The organism is Pseudonocardia sp., from assembly GCF_050250275.1.
Taxonomy (GTDB): domain Bacteria; phylum Actinomycetota; class Actinomycetes; order Mycobacteriales; family Pseudonocardiaceae; genus Pseudonocardia.
This window is the reverse complement of sequence record NZ_JBFWOY010000026.1, coordinates 16,834-33,728: the sequence shown is the minus strand read 5'-3', so window position 1 is coordinate 33,728 and position 16,895 is coordinate 16,834. Positions and strand designations below refer to the sequence as shown.

Genomic DNA, 16,895 nt, shown 5'->3' with positions numbered 1-16,895 from the left:
ACGGGGCCGAACGCCCCGTGTGTCCGCTCCGGGGGCCTCGTGTACCCTTCGGAATGCGACCACCCTGTCGCACGTTGACTGTTGTGCATGCTGTGTGCATCAGCAGCACGTGCTCAGGGCGTTCAAGTGGAGCCCCGCTCCCACCCGACGTCACCCCTGGTGGCCGGGTCCAGGTCCGGTGCCGAGGCGGCGCGTCAGCAGCCTCGTCGTCGAATCACGGGTCTCTCTTGTCGTCGCCGAGCACACGACGTCTATACGAGGAGACCCCATCAGCACAGAGACGCGCATCAACGACCGAATCCGGGTTCCCGAGGTCCGACTCGTCGGGCCGAACGGTGAACAGGTCGGCATCGTGCGTATCGAGGACGCCCTGCGGCTGGCGCAGGAGGCCGAGCTCGACCTCGTCGAGGTCGCGGCTCAGGCCCGCCCGCCCGTCTGCAAGCTCATGGACTTCGGCAAGTTCAAGTACGAGAGCGCGCAGAAAGCCCGCGAGTCCCGCCGCAACCAGCAGCTCACGGTGATCAAGGAGCAGAAGCTCCGGCCGAAGATCGACACCCACGACTACGAGACCAAGAAGCGCAACGTGGTGCGCTTCCTCGAGGGTGGGAACAAGGTCAAGGTCACGATCATGTTCCGTGGCCGCGAGCAGTCCCGCCCGGAGCTCGGGTTCCGGCTGCTGCAGCGCCTGGCCGAGGACGTCGTGGATCTGGGTGTCGTCGAGGCCGCGCCGAAGCAGGACGGCCGCAACATGACGATGGTGATCGCTCCGCTCAAGAAGCCGGCCAAGCGCCCGGCCCACGCCGACAGCGCGGCCGCGGCCGACGACGCGGCGGCCGAGGCTGCCCCGGCCGACGAGACGCAGGTCTGACCGGCCCGCACCCGGACCACCGCAGGACAGAACCCGACGTCCCCTCCCGGACGTCACACGTGAACGGATCAGTCATGCCCAAGAACAAGACGCACAGCGGTATCTCGAAGCGGGTCAAGGTGACCGGCAGTGGCAAGCTCCGGCGCCAGCAGGCCGGCCTGCGGCACCGGCTGGAGGTCAAGTCGAGCAAGGAGACGCGCGACCTGTCCGGCACCGTGCCGATCGCCAAGGCCGACGTGAAGCGCGTCAAGAAGCTGCTCGGGCGCTGAGCCTCCCACCCCGCTGACCCCGGCCGGACCCGGCGCGCACCCGCGCCGAGCCCGGCCGATCGAGAGACAGGACCACACCCATGGCACGCGTGAAGCGCGCGGTCAACGCCCAGAAGAAGCGCCGCTCGACCCTCGAGCAGGCGAGCGGCTACCGGGGCCAGCGTTCCCGCCTGTACCGCAAGGCGAAGGAGCAGATGCTCCACTCGCTGAACTACGCCTACCGCGACCGCCGCGCCAAGAAGGGCGAGTTCCGGCAGCTGTGGATCACCCGTATCAACGCGGGCGCCCGCGCCAACGGCATGACCTACAACCGCTTCATCCAGGGCCTCAAGGCCGCGGGTGTCGAGGTCGACCGCAAGAACCTGTCGGAGCTCGCGATCAGCGACCCGGCCGCCTTCACCGCGCTCGTCGAGCTGGCCCGGGCCAACGTGCCCGCCCACGACACGCAGAAGGACACCGCCGCCTGAGCGAGCCGGTGCTCGGGACAGAACGGACCCCGCGCGTCGCGGCAGCCCGCAAGCTGCTGCGGCGCGCGGGTCGTGAACGGGCCGGTCGCTTCCTCGTCGAGGGGGCCCAGGCCGTCCGGGAGGCGCTGGCCGCGCCGCAGGTCGTCCACGAGCTGTTCGTGACGCCCGCGGCGGCGCACCGCCATCCCGGGCTCGTCGACGCCGCCGGCGCCGCGGGTGTCCGGGTCGTCGACGTCACCGACGGTGCCGCCGCGAGCTTGTCGGACACGGTCACCCCGCAGGGCCTCGTCGCCGTCTGCGACCTCCTCGACGTGCCGCTCCCGGCGGCGGTGGGCGGCAGCCCGCGGCTGGTCGCGGTGCTCGCCGGCGTGGCCGATCCCGGCAACGTCGGCACCGTCGTCCGCTGCGCCGACGCCGCGGGCGCGGACGCCGTGCTGCTGGCCGGCGACACCGTCGACCCGCACAACGGCAAGGCCGTGCGGGCGTCGACGGGCAGCGTCTTCCACCTCCCGCTCGCGCGCGACCGTGACGCCTCGGCGGTGCTCGACGCCTGCCGCGGCGCGGGGCTGGTGCTGCTGGCCGCCGACGCGCACGGCGAGGTCGACCTGCACGACCCGGCGGCCGACGCGGTGCTCGGTGGCCGGGTCGCGTGGGTGTTCGGCAACGAGGCGCACGGCGTCCCCGCCGAGGTCCTCGCGGCCGCCGACCACCGCGTGTCGGTCCCGATCCACGGCCGCGCGGAGAGCCTCAACCTCGCGACGGCCGCCGCGGTCTGCCTCTACGGCTCGGTCGCGGCGCGGACGAGGCTGGCGGCGGCCACCGCGGCGCCCTGATCCGGCGGCGCCAGCAGCGGGAGCAGCGCGTCGACGGCGTCGGCGAACGTCGCCGCCCGGCGCCACGTCGCCGGATGGTCGGGTGCCGTGGCGTACTCGCCGGTGCCCACCCGCACCGCCCGCAGGCCGGCGCCCACCGCACCGGCGACGTCCTTCTCGGGCCGGTCGCCGATCATGACCGCGTCGCGCGCCGCCACGTCGAGCATCCAGAGCGCGTCGGTGAACGGACGCGGGTGCGGCTTGCGGTACCCGCGCCCCGCGGAGTCGCTGTAGACGACGGCGTCCACGAGGTGCGCGACGTCGAGCGCGGCGACCTTGCGGCGCTGCCCGGGCACCTCTCCGTCGGTGACGATGGCCACGGGCACACGCGCGTGCAGCGCCGCCAGCGCGTCGACCACGCCCGGGTAGGGCTCGAGCCGGCCGGGGTCGACGCCGCGGAACGCGACCAGCAGCTCGGGAACGAGGTCGGTGGGCGCGCCGACGCGGGCGAGCGCACGGTCGATGATCCCGCCGCGGGCCGAACCCTGCGCCGCGATGTCGCGCAACGCGTGCAGGAGCGGGGTGCGGTCGAGGCCGAGCGCTGCGCCGCGGTCGGCGACGGCGCGCCACGCGAGCTCCAGGAACCGTGCCTGGGGATACAGGGTGTCGTCGAGGTCGACGAGCACCGCACGGATCGGAGCGGTCACGCCGGCGGCTCCCGGTCGACGAAGTCGGGTTCGTCGAGGCGCAGCAGCGCCGCCGTCGCGGGGTCGTGCAGCAGCCGGGCGACCCGCCCGGCGGTGTGCCCGTCGCCGTAGGGGCAGTCCATGGCGGCGACGCGGTCGCGCGTCGCGGGCTCGGTGAGGTCGAGGGCGGCCTTGAGGGCGCGGGCGGCGTCGAGACCGGCGAGCACGGCCGACCCGGCGTGCACGCCCTCCCAGCGGGGGGTGGAGCGGCGCAGGACGACGACGGGCACCCCGAGCCAGGACGCCTCCTCCTGCAGCCCCCCGGAGTCCGTGACGACGACCGCGGCCGCGGCGACGAGCGCGATCATCTCGCCGTACGGGACGGGGTCGGTGACCGTGACGGCCGCGGCCGTCAGCGCGTCCCACAGTCCGTGGCGCCGCAGCGAGTCCCGGGTGCGGGGGTGGACGGGGAAGGTGACGTGCCCGACCTGCGTGCCGAGGTCGTGGACGAGCTGGACGAGCTGGGCCAGCCGCTGCGGGTCGTCGACGTTGGTGGCGCGGTGCGCGGTGAGCAGCACCCCGCAGCGCTGCGCCGGGTCGAGCCGGGCGGCACCGACGGCCCGCAGCGCGTCGAGCACCGGGTTGCCGACGACCGCGACCCGCTCGGGGGCGACGCCTTCGGCGAGCAGGAACCGGCGGGCGATGGCGGTGGGGGCGAGGTGCAGCGACGCGGTGGCGGCGGCGACGCGGCGGTTCACCTCCTCGACCGACGTCGGGTTGAACGAGCGCATGCCCGCCTCGAGGTGGATCACCGGGACCCGGTGGTTGCGGGCGGCCAGGCAGTAGGCGGGGACGGTGTGGGTGTCGCCGAGGACCAGCACGGCGTCGGGCCGTACCGACGCGACCGTCTCCAGGGCGTCGCCGACGATGTCGCCGAGGCGCCGCGCCGCGACGTCGCCGGGGGACAGCACGATGTCGGGGTGGACGCCGAGCTCGGCGTGGAAGACGTCGGTGAGCGCCGGGTCGTGGTGCTGGCCGGTGGCGGCGACGACGACGTCGTCGCCCACCGCGCGCAGCTCCCGCACGACGGGGGCGAGCTTGACGATCTCGGGCCGGGTACCGAAGGGGACGAGCAGCCTCATCCGGTGAACACCTCCGCGTGGTGGCGCATCATCGTGACCCCGGCTCGGTGGACGAGCCGCTCGCGGCGGACCGGGAGCCCGTCGACGCCGCGGACGTACTCGCCGACCAGGTCGGCGCCCGCGGCGAGCGAGAGCGGCAGACCGCCGGAGAACCGGGGGTTGATCTCGGTGAACGCGAACCCGCCCGCGTCGTCGGCGAACCCCTGTACGCAGGCCGGGCCGGTCAGCCCGACGGCCACCAGCAGGGTGGCGACGGCGGCGACCAGCTCGGGGTGGTCGAACGTCCGGCCCACGGTGCTGATCCCCGCCTTGGTGACGAGCCGCCACCGCGGCACCGCGCCCACGAGCACCCCGTCGCGGTCCACGAGGGTGTCGACGGTGAACTCGGTCCCGGCGAGGCGGGTCTGCACGAGCGCGCCGGGCACCCGGGCCAGCGCCCGGGCGAGGTCGGCGCCGTCGTCGGCGGCGTGCACGTCGCGTGAGCCGCGCCCGGTGCGGGGCTTGACGATCCACGGCCCGGGGACACCGTCGGCGGTGCCGAGGCCGGTGGCCGGGGCGGGGACGTCGGCGGCCGTGCAGGCGGCGGCGAACGCCCACTTGTCGACGCACGTCGTGACGGCGTCGGCCGCGGGCAGCCAGTGCCGCAGCCCGGCGCGCCGCAGGTCGGCGGTGGCGGCGCCCAGCGCGGGCAGCTCCTCGGCGACGGTGCAGACGAGTGTCGCGGCGCCCGTCCGGTCGGCCAGCTTGAGCAGGTGCTCGACGAACCCCGGGTCGTCGGCGCGGGGCACCGTGCCGGCGTCCCCGGCCAGGTGCAGGCCCGCGGCGAGCGGGTCGCAGTCGGCGGCGACGGTGGGTCGCACGCCGTCGAGTGCCCGGATGACGGAGATGCCCGCGGCACCGCCGGCGCCGGTGACGAGGACGGGAGCGGTGACGTCGACGGAGCTCATCGGTTGCCTTCCGCGAGGAGGGGGAACGCGCCGCGCCGCGGCACGGGGGCGAGGCCGGCCGGGGCCGAGCGGTGCCGCGGCGCGGTGCCGCGTGGCGGGGTGGGCGGGGCGTCGGTGTGCGCGGCGTGCCGCGGCGCCACCGGTGGGAGGGCCACGGTGCCGGGCTCGGTCCACACCTGCGGGCGGCGGCGCGGCAGCGGCGGGGCGATCGGCACCCGGGGGACGACGGGGTGCAGGGCGACGGTGCGTTCCGCCTCGGCGACCGTGCCCGTGTCGGCGGTGGCGGCCACGAGCGGGGCGGGGCCGCGCTCGTCCGCGGGCGTGCCACGGTGCTCGTGCGCCCACAACCGAAGCCGCAGCAGGTCCGGGCGGTCGGCGGGCTCCCACGCGCTGCGCAGCACCCCGGTGGCGAGGGCGTCGAGCACGCCGGTGTGCTGTTCGCGGTCGAGCAGCGCGACGAGCAGCGCGGCGTGCGCGCGGAGCCCCTGCTCGGTGGCCACCTCGACGGCGGCCCGGCGCCGTGCCGGGTCGGGATCGGCGAGCCGGGCCTCGAGCCGCGCCCGGATCCGCGTGCGCCGCACGATCCGCCAGCACACGGCGCAGCCCATCATGGCGACACCGCCGCCGACCCACGCCCAGTCGCCGGCCCACTGCAGCGCCAGCTCCCACATCTCAGACAACCCCGACCCCCGATCGGTACGAACCCACGGCATGCGGGGCGTCGGAGCCGCCCTCGTCGTGCCGGGGCAGCAGGATCCACAGCATCAGCAGGTAGCCGCCGACGGTGTAGGCGAACGCGAAGAGGCTGCCGACCCAGTCGTGGAACAGCACGAGACTCGCGGGCCCCGCGGCCAGCCCGATGCCCAGCGACGCCGCGATCCGGGCGACGTTGCCCGCCAGGATCACCGCGCACGCCGCGAGCAGCGCCCCGGCCCGGCGCAGCGGTGCGCGCCGCGGCGTGAACAGTCCCAGGAACGCGACGGCCAGCAGCGAGGACAGCGACGAGCACGACGACGTCACCGTGGCCAGGAACGGTCCGGCCGTCGGCGGGAACACCGCGATCGAGGAGACCGGGACCAGGATCACGGCCTCGTCGGCCACCCCGGACAGGTGCAGCACCCACGCCGCCGCTCCCGCCTCGATCCGCCGGAACGTGCTGTCCAGCAGGAAGAACACGACGAGGACGCCGACGACGACGCCGACGGGCCGGGCCAGGATGCCCAGCGCGCGCCCGCTCACGGGGCCACCGCCCGCGGCGCGGCCGGTGTGGCCGGGCCGTCGCTGTCCCCGCTGCGCTTCGTCTTGGCCCACGTGTAGGGCCTGCCGAGGATGCCGTCGAACCAGGCCTTGGTGCACAACGCCATCGACACGAAGAACAGCGGCAGGAAGAACAGCAGGATGCGCGCCTTGCGGCGGGGGGAGCGGGCCAGCAGCAGCCCTGTCGACAGCTCCAGCATCGGGCCAAGCAGCAGCAGCGTCCACAGCACCGCGGTGGCCTGGTCGACGGGCGTCGACATGGAGCCGAGCCCTGCGATGCCGGCGACGAGCAGCCCGATCCCGACGACGGCGAGCACCGGCAGGTGGAACACCAGCAGGAACATCAGCGTCTCGATCTTCTCCAGCGGCGCGAGCCGCCTCGACTGCCACACCGCGCGGCGGAAGTCGCGCCACACCTGCTGGTGCCCGCGGGCCCAGCGGTAGCGCTGCGTCCAGTAGCGGCGCAGCGTGCGGACGGCCTCCTCCTCGTCGACGGCGGTGACGTCGTAGCAGACGCGCCGGCCCGAGAGCAGCAGCCGCAGCGTGAGGTCGGTGTCCTCGGTGACGGTGTTCTCGTTCCAGCCGCCGGCGGCGTGCAGGCTCGCGGTGCGCACGGCGCAGCACGCCCCGCCGTAGGCGGGCAGCCGGAACACGGCCTGGCGGCCGTACTCGTTGACGAGGTAGCCACCGAGGTAGTCGATCTCGACGAGCTCGGACACCAGGGTCTCGCCGCCGTTGAGGATGCGGCAGCGGCCCTGGACCGCGCCGACGCCGGGGTCGGCGAAGTGCCGGGCCAGCCGCAGCACGACGTCGGGACGCGGGCGGTGGTCGGCGTCGAACACGACGACGACCTCGCCGCTGACGTGGACCAGCGCCGCGTTGAGGGCCCCGGACTTGCCGCCGGTCGACCCGGGCGGGCGGTGCAGGATGCGGGCGCGCGGCTGCCGGGCCGCCCAGGCGTCCAGGAGCTCGCCGGTGCGGTCGGCGCTGTTGTCGTTCACCAGGACCAGCTGCAGCCGGCCCTGCGGGTACTCGAGGGCGTCGAGGGCGCGCAGGAGCCGGTCGAGGACGCGTTCCTCGTTGTGGCAGGCGACGAGCACGCTCACCGGTGGGGTGTGGTCGGCGCCGTCGGCGCCGACGGGGGAGTCGTCCCCGCGGGCGTCGCCGGACACGGCGGCGGCGACGAACGCCAGGTGCCGCACGAAGAACAGCAGGAAGAACGCCTGCAGCGCGATGGTCAGCGCGGAGATCGACGTCGAGACGCCGACGACCGCGACGACCGCGACCGCGGCCCCGGCGATCGTGAGCAGCACCCACGGGCTCCCGCCGGTGCGGCGGGAGCCCGTGGGCGGGGGGGCGTCCACCGGGGCACCGGGGACGGGGACGGTCATGGCCGGCGCGACCGGGGCACGACGACGGTGGCGCCGGTCCGGGACACGAGTGGCGCCACGGCCGCCGCCGCGACGGCGGCCACGGCGGGCTGGGCGCCCCCGAGGTCCCAGACGAAGCGCTCGGCCTCGAACGCCTCGGCGTTGCGCAGCCGGCCGCGGAAACCGTGGTAGCGGGCCTGCGCCTCGACGGCCTCGAGGTCGACCAGCTCGTTCTTGAGGACCTGCGACATGTGGGCGCGCAGCAGGTCGAGCTTGGCCTCGACCAGCGTCGCGACGTCGACGTAGACGACGGGGTCGAACGCCGTCGTCGTCGGCGACTCGTAGAGCAGCACCCGGCGCGCGCGGCGGGCGGCCGCGCGGACGGCGGCGGCGGTGGCGCGGTGGTCCTGGTGGGTGTCCAGCGGTGCGTGGGTGTAGACGATGTCGGCGCCGCTGGCGTCGATCGCGTCCTGCACGACGGTGACGGCCGAGCGGTCGGTGGGCACGGCGCAGTCGTCGAAGCCGCCCCAGCGCAGGTCCGCGCCGAGCAGCGCGGCCGCGTCCTCCTGCTCGCCGATGCGCGAGCGCGCGTCCTGCGGGCCCTGTTCGCCGGTGGTCATCACCAGCAGCGTGACCTCGTCGCCACGGGCACGGTGCGCGAGCAGCGCGCCACCACAGCCGAGCTCGATGTCGTCGGGGTGGGCACCCACCGCGAGCACTCGCATCGTCGAACCTCCTGCGCCACAGCACGTCGGGATGGCCCCGACGGCGCACATGCTCTCGTCGTGCGGCACGGCACGGACCCCGTGAACGGCACAGTCCGGCTGTGCCGTCCGGCCGATCCGCCGTTCTCGTGCGGCCCCGACACTGCTCGCCGGGCGGTCGGTGGCTGCAGGTCGTCGCCCACCCCGGTTCCCGGCAGGGACAGCGGACGCCGCCGGCGTGCCCGCCACTACCCGAGAGGCTCACCCATGAACAGGACAAGACTTCCGGCGTCCCGCGGACGTCGTCTCGCCCGATCCCTCGCGCTGGTCGCGCTCGTCCCGGCGATGGCCGTCGCGAGTGCCGGCGCCGCGTTCGCCGACGTGTCGGCCGTGTCGGGCAGCGCGTTCGGCGAGAGCGTGAACGTCACCGTGCTCGGCACCGGTCTGGTGAGCAGCGGCCCGATGCCCACGGTCACGCTGCCCGCGGGCGGCAGCGCCACCGCGGTCACGAACTCGACGGCGCAGGTGAACGTCATCGGGTTGCTCAGCACCGGGCTGCTCGAGGTCAGCACCCAGGGTGTGCCCGGGGCGACGGGATCGGTGACGAGCTCGGCGCAGGTCGCCAACCCGAAGGTCGGCCTGGCGCTGGCCCCCGCCGTCAGCGCCGACGCGGTCGGCAGCACCTGCACGTCCGACGCCGAGGGTTCCACCGGTTCGACGACGATCGCGAACCTGCGGGTCCTCGGCCAGTCCGTCGACGTGTCGGCGGTCCCGAACACCGGTCTCAACATCGCGAACGTCGGCATCCTCTACGTCAACGAGCAGGTCGTGACCGGGTCGGGGGCGTCGACGGGGATCACCGTCAACGCGGTGCGCCTGACGCTGAACGCGGGCCTGGGCAACGGCACGATCATCATCGGCCAGTCCAGGTGTGCGGTCACCGGTGACGGCGTCGTCGTCCCGACCGGTGCCGTCGGCGGGGTGCTGCTCGCCGGTGTCGTCGCCGCCGGGTTCGGCGTGACGCAGCTGCGCCGCCGCCGTCGCGGCGACGTGCAGGTCTGACCCCGGACCGACGGACAGGTCACTCCATCGGGTGCCGGTCCCGCCGCGGCGGGACCGGCACCTGTTGTGTCGTGCAGACCGGGACCCGCATCCGGGGTCCCCGACGAGATCCGGGCAGGAGACGATCGGTGCCATGACCATCCGGCGCGTCGTCGTGGACGACCACCGCATGCTCGGGGAGCTGCTGGCCGAGTCGATGTCGGCGGAGCCCGACCTCCGCGTCGTGGGGTACGCGCCGAGCGCCGACACCGACGTCGAGGCGTTGCTGGCCCGGACGCGGCCCGACGTCGTGACCGTCGAGATCGAGGACGCCGGCGACGCGGGGACCGCGCTGCTGGCGCGGATCGCGGGTGTCGTGCCGCGGCCCAGGATCGTCGTCCTTACCGCCAGCGCCGAGCTGGACCGGATGGTCGCCGCGGCCCGGGCGGGCGCCGACGCGTGGCTGTCGAAGTCGGCAGGGTCCGCCGAGCTCGCCACCACCGTCCGCGCGGTCTGCGACGGTCACACCGTGTACCCGAGCGCGCACCTCGGTGCCGTGCTGCGGGCCCTCGCGGGCGGGCAGCCGGAGGCGGCGGCCGACGACCCGCTCGCCGGCCTGACACGGCAGGAGCGCCGGGTCCTGCAAGGCATGGTCGATGGCGCCCGGGGCCCGGATCTCGCTGCGGCACTGCATGTGTCCGTCGGCACGGTGCGCTCCCACACCCGCAGGCTGTTCCTCAAGCTCGGTGTGCACAGCCGGCTGGAGGCGGTCAGCGTGGCCCGCGCGGCGGGGGTGCGGCCAGGAGCCCACCCGGCGGAGTGACAGCCCGTGATCGCCGGGCCCGGGTGGGCCGAGCGGCGCAATCCCGGAACCTTCTGTGATGTAACGGTCACGGACAGTTCGACGATCTTCCCGTCATGCGGAACGTCCCCGAGGCCCACGTCGTGGTTCCGGCCCAGCGAGACCAGCGGTCCCGGCCCGACGCGGGCGGCGAGGTCGAGGAGCTGCGCGGGCTCATGCACGACGTCGGCCACGGGCTGGCCACGCTGGCGCTGCTGATGGAGTCGGTGCGCACGACCGGCGACGACGCCGCACGGCGGGAGTCGCTGCTCGCGATGGTCGAGCAGGAGACCGCCCGGCTGTCCTCGCTGCTGCACCACCGCGGCGGGCGCCACGGGCAGGCCGAGCCGGTGATGCCCGTCCTCCAGCGGGTCGTGACGTTCGCCGACCAGTGCGGCCCGGCCTCCGTCACGCTGACCGGTGACCCCGCGCTGCCGCGCCTGGCCGACCCGACCCTGTTGTGGCGCATCGTGTCCAACCTCGTCGACAACGCCACCCGGGCCGCCGGACACGGCGGTACCGTGCAGGTCCACGCCGGTGCGCGGCCCGGCACCCGCGACGGCCTCGCCCCCGGCCTCGTCGTCGACGGCGTCGACGACGGGCCCGGGGTCGGCCGCGGCACCAGCGGGGTGGCGGGGCTGGGGCGGGGCGTCGGGCGCAGGCGCGTGTCGTCGTGCGGGGGCCCCATTGACATCACCGCGGGGTCGTCGGGCCGGGGCACCCGCGTCCGGGTCACGCTGCCCGACGCGGCCCGGGCCCGGCGCGCCCCGGGCCCGGCTCCGCGGATCGTGCACAGCACCGTCCGCACCCCGGCGCTGTCCGCGGCGACGGTCGCCGTCGGTGCCACCACCGTGCCCGACCCCGGTCGTGGATGAGCTCGGTGGCACGCCCGCACGACCCCGCCTCGGGGAACGACGTGGTTCTCTGTGACGACCATCCGATCTTCGTCGACGCCCTCGGCATCGTCCTGACCGCGCGCGGGGTCACCGTCCGCGCCGTCGTCAACACCGCCGCGGACGTGCTGCCCGCCGTCCGGGCGCACCGGCCGCAGGTCTGCGTCGTCGACCGGCACCTCGGCCCGGACGACGGGCTCGACCTCATCGCCGGGATCGTCGCCGCGGGAACCGGGACCCGGGTCCTGGTCCTGAGCGGCGACCGCGACCCGGCGACGGCCCGCCGTGCCGTGGCCGCGGGGGCGGCCGGGTACGTGTGCAAGACCGCGGGGGTCGCCGCCCTCGTCGACGCGGTGCGCGCCGTGCTGGCCGGGGAGGGCGTCGTGGACGTTCCGGCCGAGCTGCCCGGGCCGCGCTCGCCGGCCGAGGCCGACGCCCACCGGCTGGCCGCCCACCTGACCCCGCGCGAGCGGGAGTGCCTGGCGCTCATCGTCGAGGGTCTCGGCACGGCCGCGATCACCGACCGGCTGGGGGTGTCGGCGGCGACCGTCCGCACCTACGTCCAGGGCGTGCTCACCAAGCTCGGGGTGCACTCCCGGATCGAGGCGGCGTCGTTCGCGGTCCGCCACGACCTGCTGCGGCATGCCGACTGACCCGCGGCGTGGCCGGGCCGCCGCCCGCCGGGTGGCGGTGGGGCTCGCCGTCGTCGCCTGCACGGGGCTCGCCGTCCTCGGGCTGGTGCACCCGGCCGGCGGCCGGCCGGTGGGCGCGGGCGGGGTCGGACCGGCCGGACCGGCGACCCCCGCCGCGGCGGCGACGTCGCGTCCCGCTCACGTGGAGCAGCCGCGCCGGATGCAGGGCGGCGGCCCCGCGCAGGTGCCGGACCTCGCCGCGATCGTCGAGGACGAGGCCTACTGGGTGTCCACGGCCCAGCTCACCTGCGCCGGCGAGGGAGCGGGTGCCATCGCCGAGGCGCGGATCGTCGGCACCGGGCTCGTCTCGGTCCACCCGTACGAGGCCAACATCGGGGCGCGGGCGATGGTCGCCGCGGGTGGCCGCTACCTGCCGATGGTGCGCCACTACCTCGACTGGTACCTGTCGCGGCTCAACGCGCCCGACACCTCGGGTGTCGACGGGACCGTCTACGACTACGACTACGACCCCGTGACCTGCGCCGGCCGGTTCCAGCAGCGGCCCGGGTCGACCATGGTGCCCACCTACGACTCGACCGACGCCTATGCGGGGACCTTCCTGACGCTGGTCACCCACTACGCCCGCGCCGACCCCGCCGCTGCCCGGGCGCTCGACACCCCGCAGCTGCGGGCCGGCCTCGTCCGTGTCGCCGACGCGATCGGCGCGACCCGCACTCCGTCCGGGCTCACCGCCGCCACCCCGACCTACGACGCCGAGTACCTGCTCGACAACATCGAGGCCCAGCAGGGGCTCGCCGACTACGCATGGCTGCTCGGCACGGTCTTCGCCGACCCGGCCGCCGCGTCCGTGCGTGCCGCCGAGGCCGCCGCGATGGGCGAGGCGATCGAGCGGGTCCTGTGGGCCGGGTCGCACACACCGGGGCTCTATGCCGTGGCCGCCGACGACCTCGACCCGTCGTGGGACGTGTGGTTCCCCGACTCGCTCGCCCAGCTGTGGCCGGTCATGGCCGGGTTGGGCGACGAGGACCGCAGGTCGGCGCTGTGGGCGGCGTTCTCGGCGCGATGGCCCGGCTGGGCGGACTCGACCCCGCGGTACGGGGCGGTCTCGCCCGACCACGACCCGAACTCCTCGGTCGCCCACGCCGCGGCGGTGGTCGGCGACCGCGCCGCCCTCGACGCGTATCTGCGCTCGTCACAGACCCGTTGGGTCGACCCGGGCCGCCCGCCGCCGTGGACGGTCGACGACTCGGGGTTCCGGGCGCTCGCGGCGCAGGTCGGCCTCGGGCCGCGATGACGCCCCGCCTAGGATCGGCCCACCATGAGTGACAGCACGCAGGAGACGGTCCCCGCCGGCGGCCCGCTGGACGCCGCCACCCTCGACGCCGCGGCCGACGCGGCCGTGCAGGCCTTCGCCGACGCGACCGATCTCGCCGCGCTCGCGGCCGTGCGGCCGGCGCACCTGGGCGACCGCGCGCCGCTGCTGCTGGCCCGTCGTGAGCTGGGGTCGTTGCCCGGCAAGGACCGGGCCGACGCGGGCAAGCGCGTGAACGCGGCACGTGTGCGGGCCCAGGAGGCGTTCGACGCGCGCCGCGAGGTCCTGCTCGCCGAGCGCGACGAGAAGGTCCTCGTCGAGGAGTCGGTCGACGTCACGCTGCCGTGGGACCGCACCCCGCGGGGGGCCCGGCACCCGATCACCCAGATCGCCGAGCAGATCGCCGACGTGTTCGTCGCGATGGGCTGGGAGGTCGCGGAAGGCCCCGAGGTCGAGGCGTCGTGGCTGAACTTCGACGCGCTTAACTTCGGCAAGGACCACCCGGCCCGCACCATGCAGGACACGTTCTACCTGCGGGAGCGCCAGGACTCGGCGGACACCTCGACGATGGTGCTGCGCACCCACACCTCCCCGGTGCAGATCCGGGCGCTGCTGGAGCGCCCGCTGCCGGTGTACGTGGTGTGCCCCGGCCGCACGTTCCGCACCGACGAGCTCGACGCCACCCACACCCCGGTGTTCCACCAGGTCGAGGGCCTCGCCGTCGACAAGGGCATCACGATGGCGCATCTCAAGGGCACGCTCGACGCGTTCGCCCGCGCCATGTTCGGTGCGGAGTCGCGGACCCGGCTGCGGCCGTCGTACTTCCCCTTCACGGAGCCGTCGGCCGAGGTCGACGTGTGGTTCCCGGAGAAGAGGGGCGGCGCCGGCTGGGTCGAGTGGGGCGGCTGCGGCATGGTGAACCCGAACGTCCTGCTGTCGGCGGGCGTCGACCCGCAGGTGTACTCGGGCTTCGCGTTCGGCATGGGGCTGGAGCGCACGCTGCAGTTCCGCAACGGCCTGCCCGACATGCGCGACATGGTCGAGGGCGACGTCCGGTTCAGCCGGGCGTTCGGCGTCTGACCCCGCTGTAGAGAAACCACACAGGAGAAGTCGTGCGCGTCCCCGTGTCCTGGCTGTCCGACCACGTCGACGGCGGCCTGCCCGCCGATCCCGAGGACATCGGCGAGGCGTTCGTGCGGGTCGGCCTCGAGATCGAGGAGATCCACCGCGCCGAGGAGATCCCCGGCCCGCTGGTCGTCGGCCGGGTCCTCGAGATCACCGAGCTGACCGAGTTCAAGAAGCCGATCCGCTACTGCCGCGTCGACGTCGGTCCCGGGCACAACGAGGAGAGCGGCTCGCGCGGCATCGTCTGCGGCGCCCGCAACTTCGTCGTCGGCGACCTGGTGGTCGTCGCCCTGCCCGGCACCGTGCTGCCGGGCGGCTTCGCGATCGCGGCGCGCACGACCTACGGCCACGTCTCCGACGGCATGATCTCCTCGGCGGCCGAGCTGGGTATCGGGGCCGACCACTCCGGAATCCTCGTCCTGCCCGGGGGCACCGCCGAGCCCGGTGCCGACGCCCGTCCGGTCCTGGGCCTCGACGACCCGGTCATCGAGCTGAACGTGACGCCCGACCGCGGCTACTGCTTCTCGGTGCGCGGCCTGGCCCGCGAGCTCGCGGCGTCCCTGGAGCGCGACTTCACCGACCCCGCCGCACGCATCGCCGTGCCGGAGGAGAAGGAGTCGTCGTGGCCGGTGCGCCTCGACGACGCCGAGGGCTGCCCGCGGTTCGTCGCCCGCCGCGTCCGCGGGGTCGACCCCAACGCGCCCAGCCCGTGGTGGATGCGCCGCCGGCTGCTGGCCGCGGGGATGCGCCCGATCTCGCTGACCGTCGACGTCACCAACTACGTGATGATCGAGCTGGGGCAGCCGCTGCACGCCTACGACGCCACGAAGCTGGCCGGCGACATCGTCGTGCGCCGCGCGCGGACGGGGGAGAAGCTGCGCACCCTCGACGACGCGCTGCGCGTCCTCGACCCGGACGACCTGCTGATCACCGACGACTCGGGACCGATCGGTCTCGCGGGGGTCATGGGCGGGGCGAGCACCGAGATCCCGGCCGAGCACGCCGAGGGCGCGACGATCGACGTCCTCATCGAGGCGGCGCACTTCGACCCGGCGACGATCGCCCGCGGCGCGCGCCGCCACAAGCTGCCCAGCGAGGCATCGCGGCGCTTCGAGCGTGCCGTCGACGCCCAGCTGCCCCCGGTCGCGGCCGAGCGCGCGGCGCAGCTGTTGGTGGAGCACGGCGGCGGCACGATCGTGGGAGGCCGGACCGACGTGGGTGCCGCGCCGGTGCCCGCCCCCGTGCGGATGCCGCTCGACCTGCCCGACCGCACCGCGGGCGTGGCCTACCCGCGTGGCGCGACCGTGCAGCAGCTGACCCGGATCGGCGCCTCGGTCACGCTCGAGACCGGTGACGACGGCAAGGGTGTCGTCGTGGCGACCCCGCCGTCGTGGCGTCCCGACATCACGATGCCTGCCGACCTCGTCGAGGAGGTGCTGCGGCTCGAAGGGCTCGACGTGATCCCGTCGGTCCTGCCCGCCGCCCCCGCCGGGCGCGGGCTCACCGCCGGTCAGCGCCGCCGTCGCGCGGTGTCGCGGGCGATGGCCGAGGCCGGCTACGTCGAGGTGCTGCCGTTCCCGTTCGTCGGGGACGCGGTGTGGGACGCGTTCGGCCTGGCCGCCGACGATGTCCGCCGGCGCACCGTCACGGTGGTCAACCCGCTCGACGCCGAACGCAACACGCTGTCGACGACGCTGCTGCCAGGACTGCTGGACGCGCTGGTGCGCAACAGGTCCCGCGGCCTGGACGACGTGGCGCTGTTCCACGTCGGACAGGTCGTGCTGCCGCACGCGCAGCCCGTCGCCATGCCGGAGCCGGCGGTACGGACACGGCCGAGCGCGAACGAGTACGCCCAGATCGACGCCGCGCTCCCGGCGCAGCCGATCCACGTCGCCGCGGTCCTCGCCGGGGAGCGCGAGCCGCGGGGCTGGTGGGGCGACGGGCGCGAGGCGGGCTGGGCCGACGCGGTGGAGGCGGCCCGGCTCGTCGGGCGGGTCGCGGGTGTCGAGCTGCGGGTCACCAAGGGCGAGCTGGCGCCGTTCCACCCGGGTCGCACCGCGGTGCTGCGGGTCGGCGACCTCCCGGCCGGGCACGCGGGCGAGCTGCACCCCAAGGTCGTCGAGGCGCTGGGGCTGCCGCCGCGGACGTGCGCGATGGAGCTCGACCTCGACCTGGTCCCGCTGGCCGACCCGCGGCCGGTGCCGCGGGTGTCGCCGTACCCGGCGGTCGCGGTCGACGTCGCGCTCGTCACGGCCGACGACGTCCCCGTCGCCGACGTCGCCGACGCCCTCGAGGAGGGCGGTGGCGAGCTGCTGGAGCAGGTCCGGCTGTTCGACGTCTACAGCGGTGCGCAGGTCGGGGAGGGCCGGCGGTCGCTGGCGTTCTCGATGAGCTTCCGCGCCGACGACCGGACGCTGACCAGCGAGGAGGCCAACGCGGCCCGCGACGCGGCGGTGGCCCTGGCCGGCCGTCGCGTCGGCGCGGAGCTGCGCGGGTAGGCCCCTGTGC

The 16,895-nt window shown here is 75.2% G+C and carries 18 protein-coding genes; 11 read left to right on the top strand and 7 right to left on the bottom strand.

Annotation, left to right across the window (positions count from 1 at the left end):
- Positions 1-253: 253 nt before the first annotated feature.
- From infC to AB7F12_RS22195, 4 genes are all read left to right on the top strand, one after another.
- Positions 254-868 (top strand): translation initiation factor IF-3, encoded by a 615-nt coding sequence (infC, locus tag AB7F12_RS22210; protein WP_428501554.1) that lies wholly within the window; start codon positions 254-256, stop codon positions 866-868.
- A 74-nt stretch (positions 869-942) separates the two neighbouring features.
- On the top strand, positions 943-1,137 hold the full coding sequence (gene rpmI / locus AB7F12_RS22205; RefSeq protein ID WP_147112153.1) for a 50S ribosomal protein L35: 195 nt from the start codon (positions 943-945) through the stop codon (positions 1,135-1,137).
- Between the two features lie 80 nt (positions 1,138-1,217).
- Complete coding sequence (gene rplT, locus AB7F12_RS22200) at positions 1,218-1,604, top strand: 50S ribosomal protein L20 (protein ID WP_098957998.1); 387 nt, start codon at positions 1,218-1,220, stop codon at positions 1,602-1,604.
- 8 nt (positions 1,605-1,612) lie between these two features.
- Entirely contained in the window at positions 1,613-2,437 is an 825-nt protein-coding gene (locus tag AB7F12_RS22195) for a TrmH family RNA methyltransferase (RefSeq protein ID WP_428501552.1), read from the top strand.
- Here the strand turns inward: AB7F12_RS22195 and AB7F12_RS22190 are convergent.
- Genes AB7F12_RS22190 through AB7F12_RS22160 form a run of 7 tightly spaced genes read right to left on the bottom strand, consistent with a single transcriptional unit; the run spans position 2,383 to position 8,543 of the window.
- Positions 2,383-3,123, bottom strand: coding sequence for an HAD family hydrolase (locus tag AB7F12_RS22190; protein ID WP_428501551.1), 741 nt, complete (start codon positions 3,121-3,123; stop codon positions 2,383-2,385). The genes AB7F12_RS22195 and AB7F12_RS22190 overlap by 55 nt on opposite strands.
- A complete protein-coding gene (gene wecB, locus AB7F12_RS22185) occupies positions 3,120-4,244 on the bottom strand; it encodes a non-hydrolyzing UDP-N-acetylglucosamine 2-epimerase (protein ID WP_428501550.1) in 1,125 nt (374 codons plus the stop codon). The genes AB7F12_RS22190 and wecB overlap by 4 nt, the downstream gene beginning before the upstream one ends.
- Complete coding sequence (locus tag AB7F12_RS22180; RefSeq protein ID WP_428501549.1) at positions 4,241-5,191, bottom strand: ATP-grasp domain-containing protein; 951 nt, start codon at positions 5,189-5,191, stop codon at positions 4,241-4,243. Before AB7F12_RS22180 ends, wecB begins: the two co-directional genes overlap by 4 nt.
- Positions 5,188-5,871: a hypothetical protein gene (locus AB7F12_RS22175; protein ID WP_428501548.1), complete on the bottom strand. Its 684-nt coding sequence runs from the start codon at positions 5,869-5,871 to the stop codon at positions 5,188-5,190. Before AB7F12_RS22175 ends, AB7F12_RS22180 begins: the two co-directional genes overlap by 4 nt.
- Positions 5,864-6,430, bottom strand: a complete 567-nt coding sequence (locus AB7F12_RS22170) for an exosortase/archaeosortase family protein (RefSeq protein WP_428501547.1) — start codon at positions 6,428-6,430, stop codon at positions 5,864-5,866. Before AB7F12_RS22170 ends, AB7F12_RS22175 begins: the two co-directional genes overlap by 8 nt.
- A complete protein-coding gene (locus tag AB7F12_RS22165) occupies positions 6,427-7,812 on the bottom strand; it encodes a glycosyltransferase family 2 protein (RefSeq protein WP_428501546.1) in 1,386 nt (461 codons plus the stop codon). Before AB7F12_RS22165 ends, AB7F12_RS22170 begins: the two co-directional genes overlap by 4 nt.
- Positions 7,813-7,835: 23 nt before the next feature.
- A complete protein-coding gene (locus AB7F12_RS22160; protein ID WP_428501545.1) occupies positions 7,836-8,543 on the bottom strand; it encodes a PIG-L deacetylase family protein in 708 nt (235 codons plus the stop codon).
- 246 nt (positions 8,544-8,789) lie between these two features.
- Here AB7F12_RS22160 and AB7F12_RS22155 point away from each other — a divergent pair, with 246 nt between their 5' ends.
- The 7 genes from AB7F12_RS22155 (at position 8,790) to pheT (ending at position 16,885) form a co-directional block, all read left to right on the top strand.
- Complete coding sequence (locus tag AB7F12_RS22155) at positions 8,790-9,584, top strand: choice-of-anchor P family protein (RefSeq protein ID WP_428516493.1); 795 nt, start codon at positions 8,790-8,792, stop codon at positions 9,582-9,584.
- 133 nt (positions 9,585-9,717) lie between these two features.
- Positions 9,718-10,386, top strand: coding sequence for a LuxR C-terminal-related transcriptional regulator (locus AB7F12_RS22150; RefSeq protein ID WP_428501543.1), 669 nt, complete (start codon positions 9,718-9,720; stop codon positions 10,384-10,386).
- A 95-nt stretch (positions 10,387-10,481) separates the two neighbouring features.
- Positions 10,482-11,279 carry an ATP-binding protein gene (locus AB7F12_RS22145; RefSeq protein ID WP_428517979.1) on the top strand — a complete coding sequence of 266 codons (798 nt, stop codon included), beginning with the start codon at positions 10,482-10,484 and terminating at the stop codon, positions 11,277-11,279.
- 5 nt (positions 11,280-11,284) lie between these two features.
- Entirely contained in the window at positions 11,285-11,950 is a 666-nt protein-coding gene (locus AB7F12_RS22140; protein WP_428501541.1) for a response regulator transcription factor, read from the top strand.
- Complete coding sequence (locus AB7F12_RS22135; protein ID WP_428501540.1) at positions 11,940-13,244, top strand: hypothetical protein; 1,305 nt, start codon at positions 11,940-11,942, stop codon at positions 13,242-13,244. The genes AB7F12_RS22140 and AB7F12_RS22135 overlap by 11 nt, the downstream gene beginning before the upstream one ends.
- 24 nt (positions 13,245-13,268) lie before the next feature.
- Complete coding sequence (gene pheS, locus AB7F12_RS22130; protein ID WP_428501539.1) at positions 13,269-14,342, top strand: phenylalanine--tRNA ligase subunit alpha; 1,074 nt, start codon at positions 13,269-13,271, stop codon at positions 14,340-14,342.
- Between the two features lie 32 nt (positions 14,343-14,374).
- Positions 14,375-16,885: a phenylalanine--tRNA ligase subunit beta gene (pheT, locus tag AB7F12_RS22125; RefSeq protein ID WP_428516496.1), complete on the top strand. Its 2,511-nt coding sequence runs from the start codon at positions 14,375-14,377 to the stop codon at positions 16,883-16,885.
- The last annotated feature ends 10 nt before the right edge of the window (positions 16,886-16,895 follow it).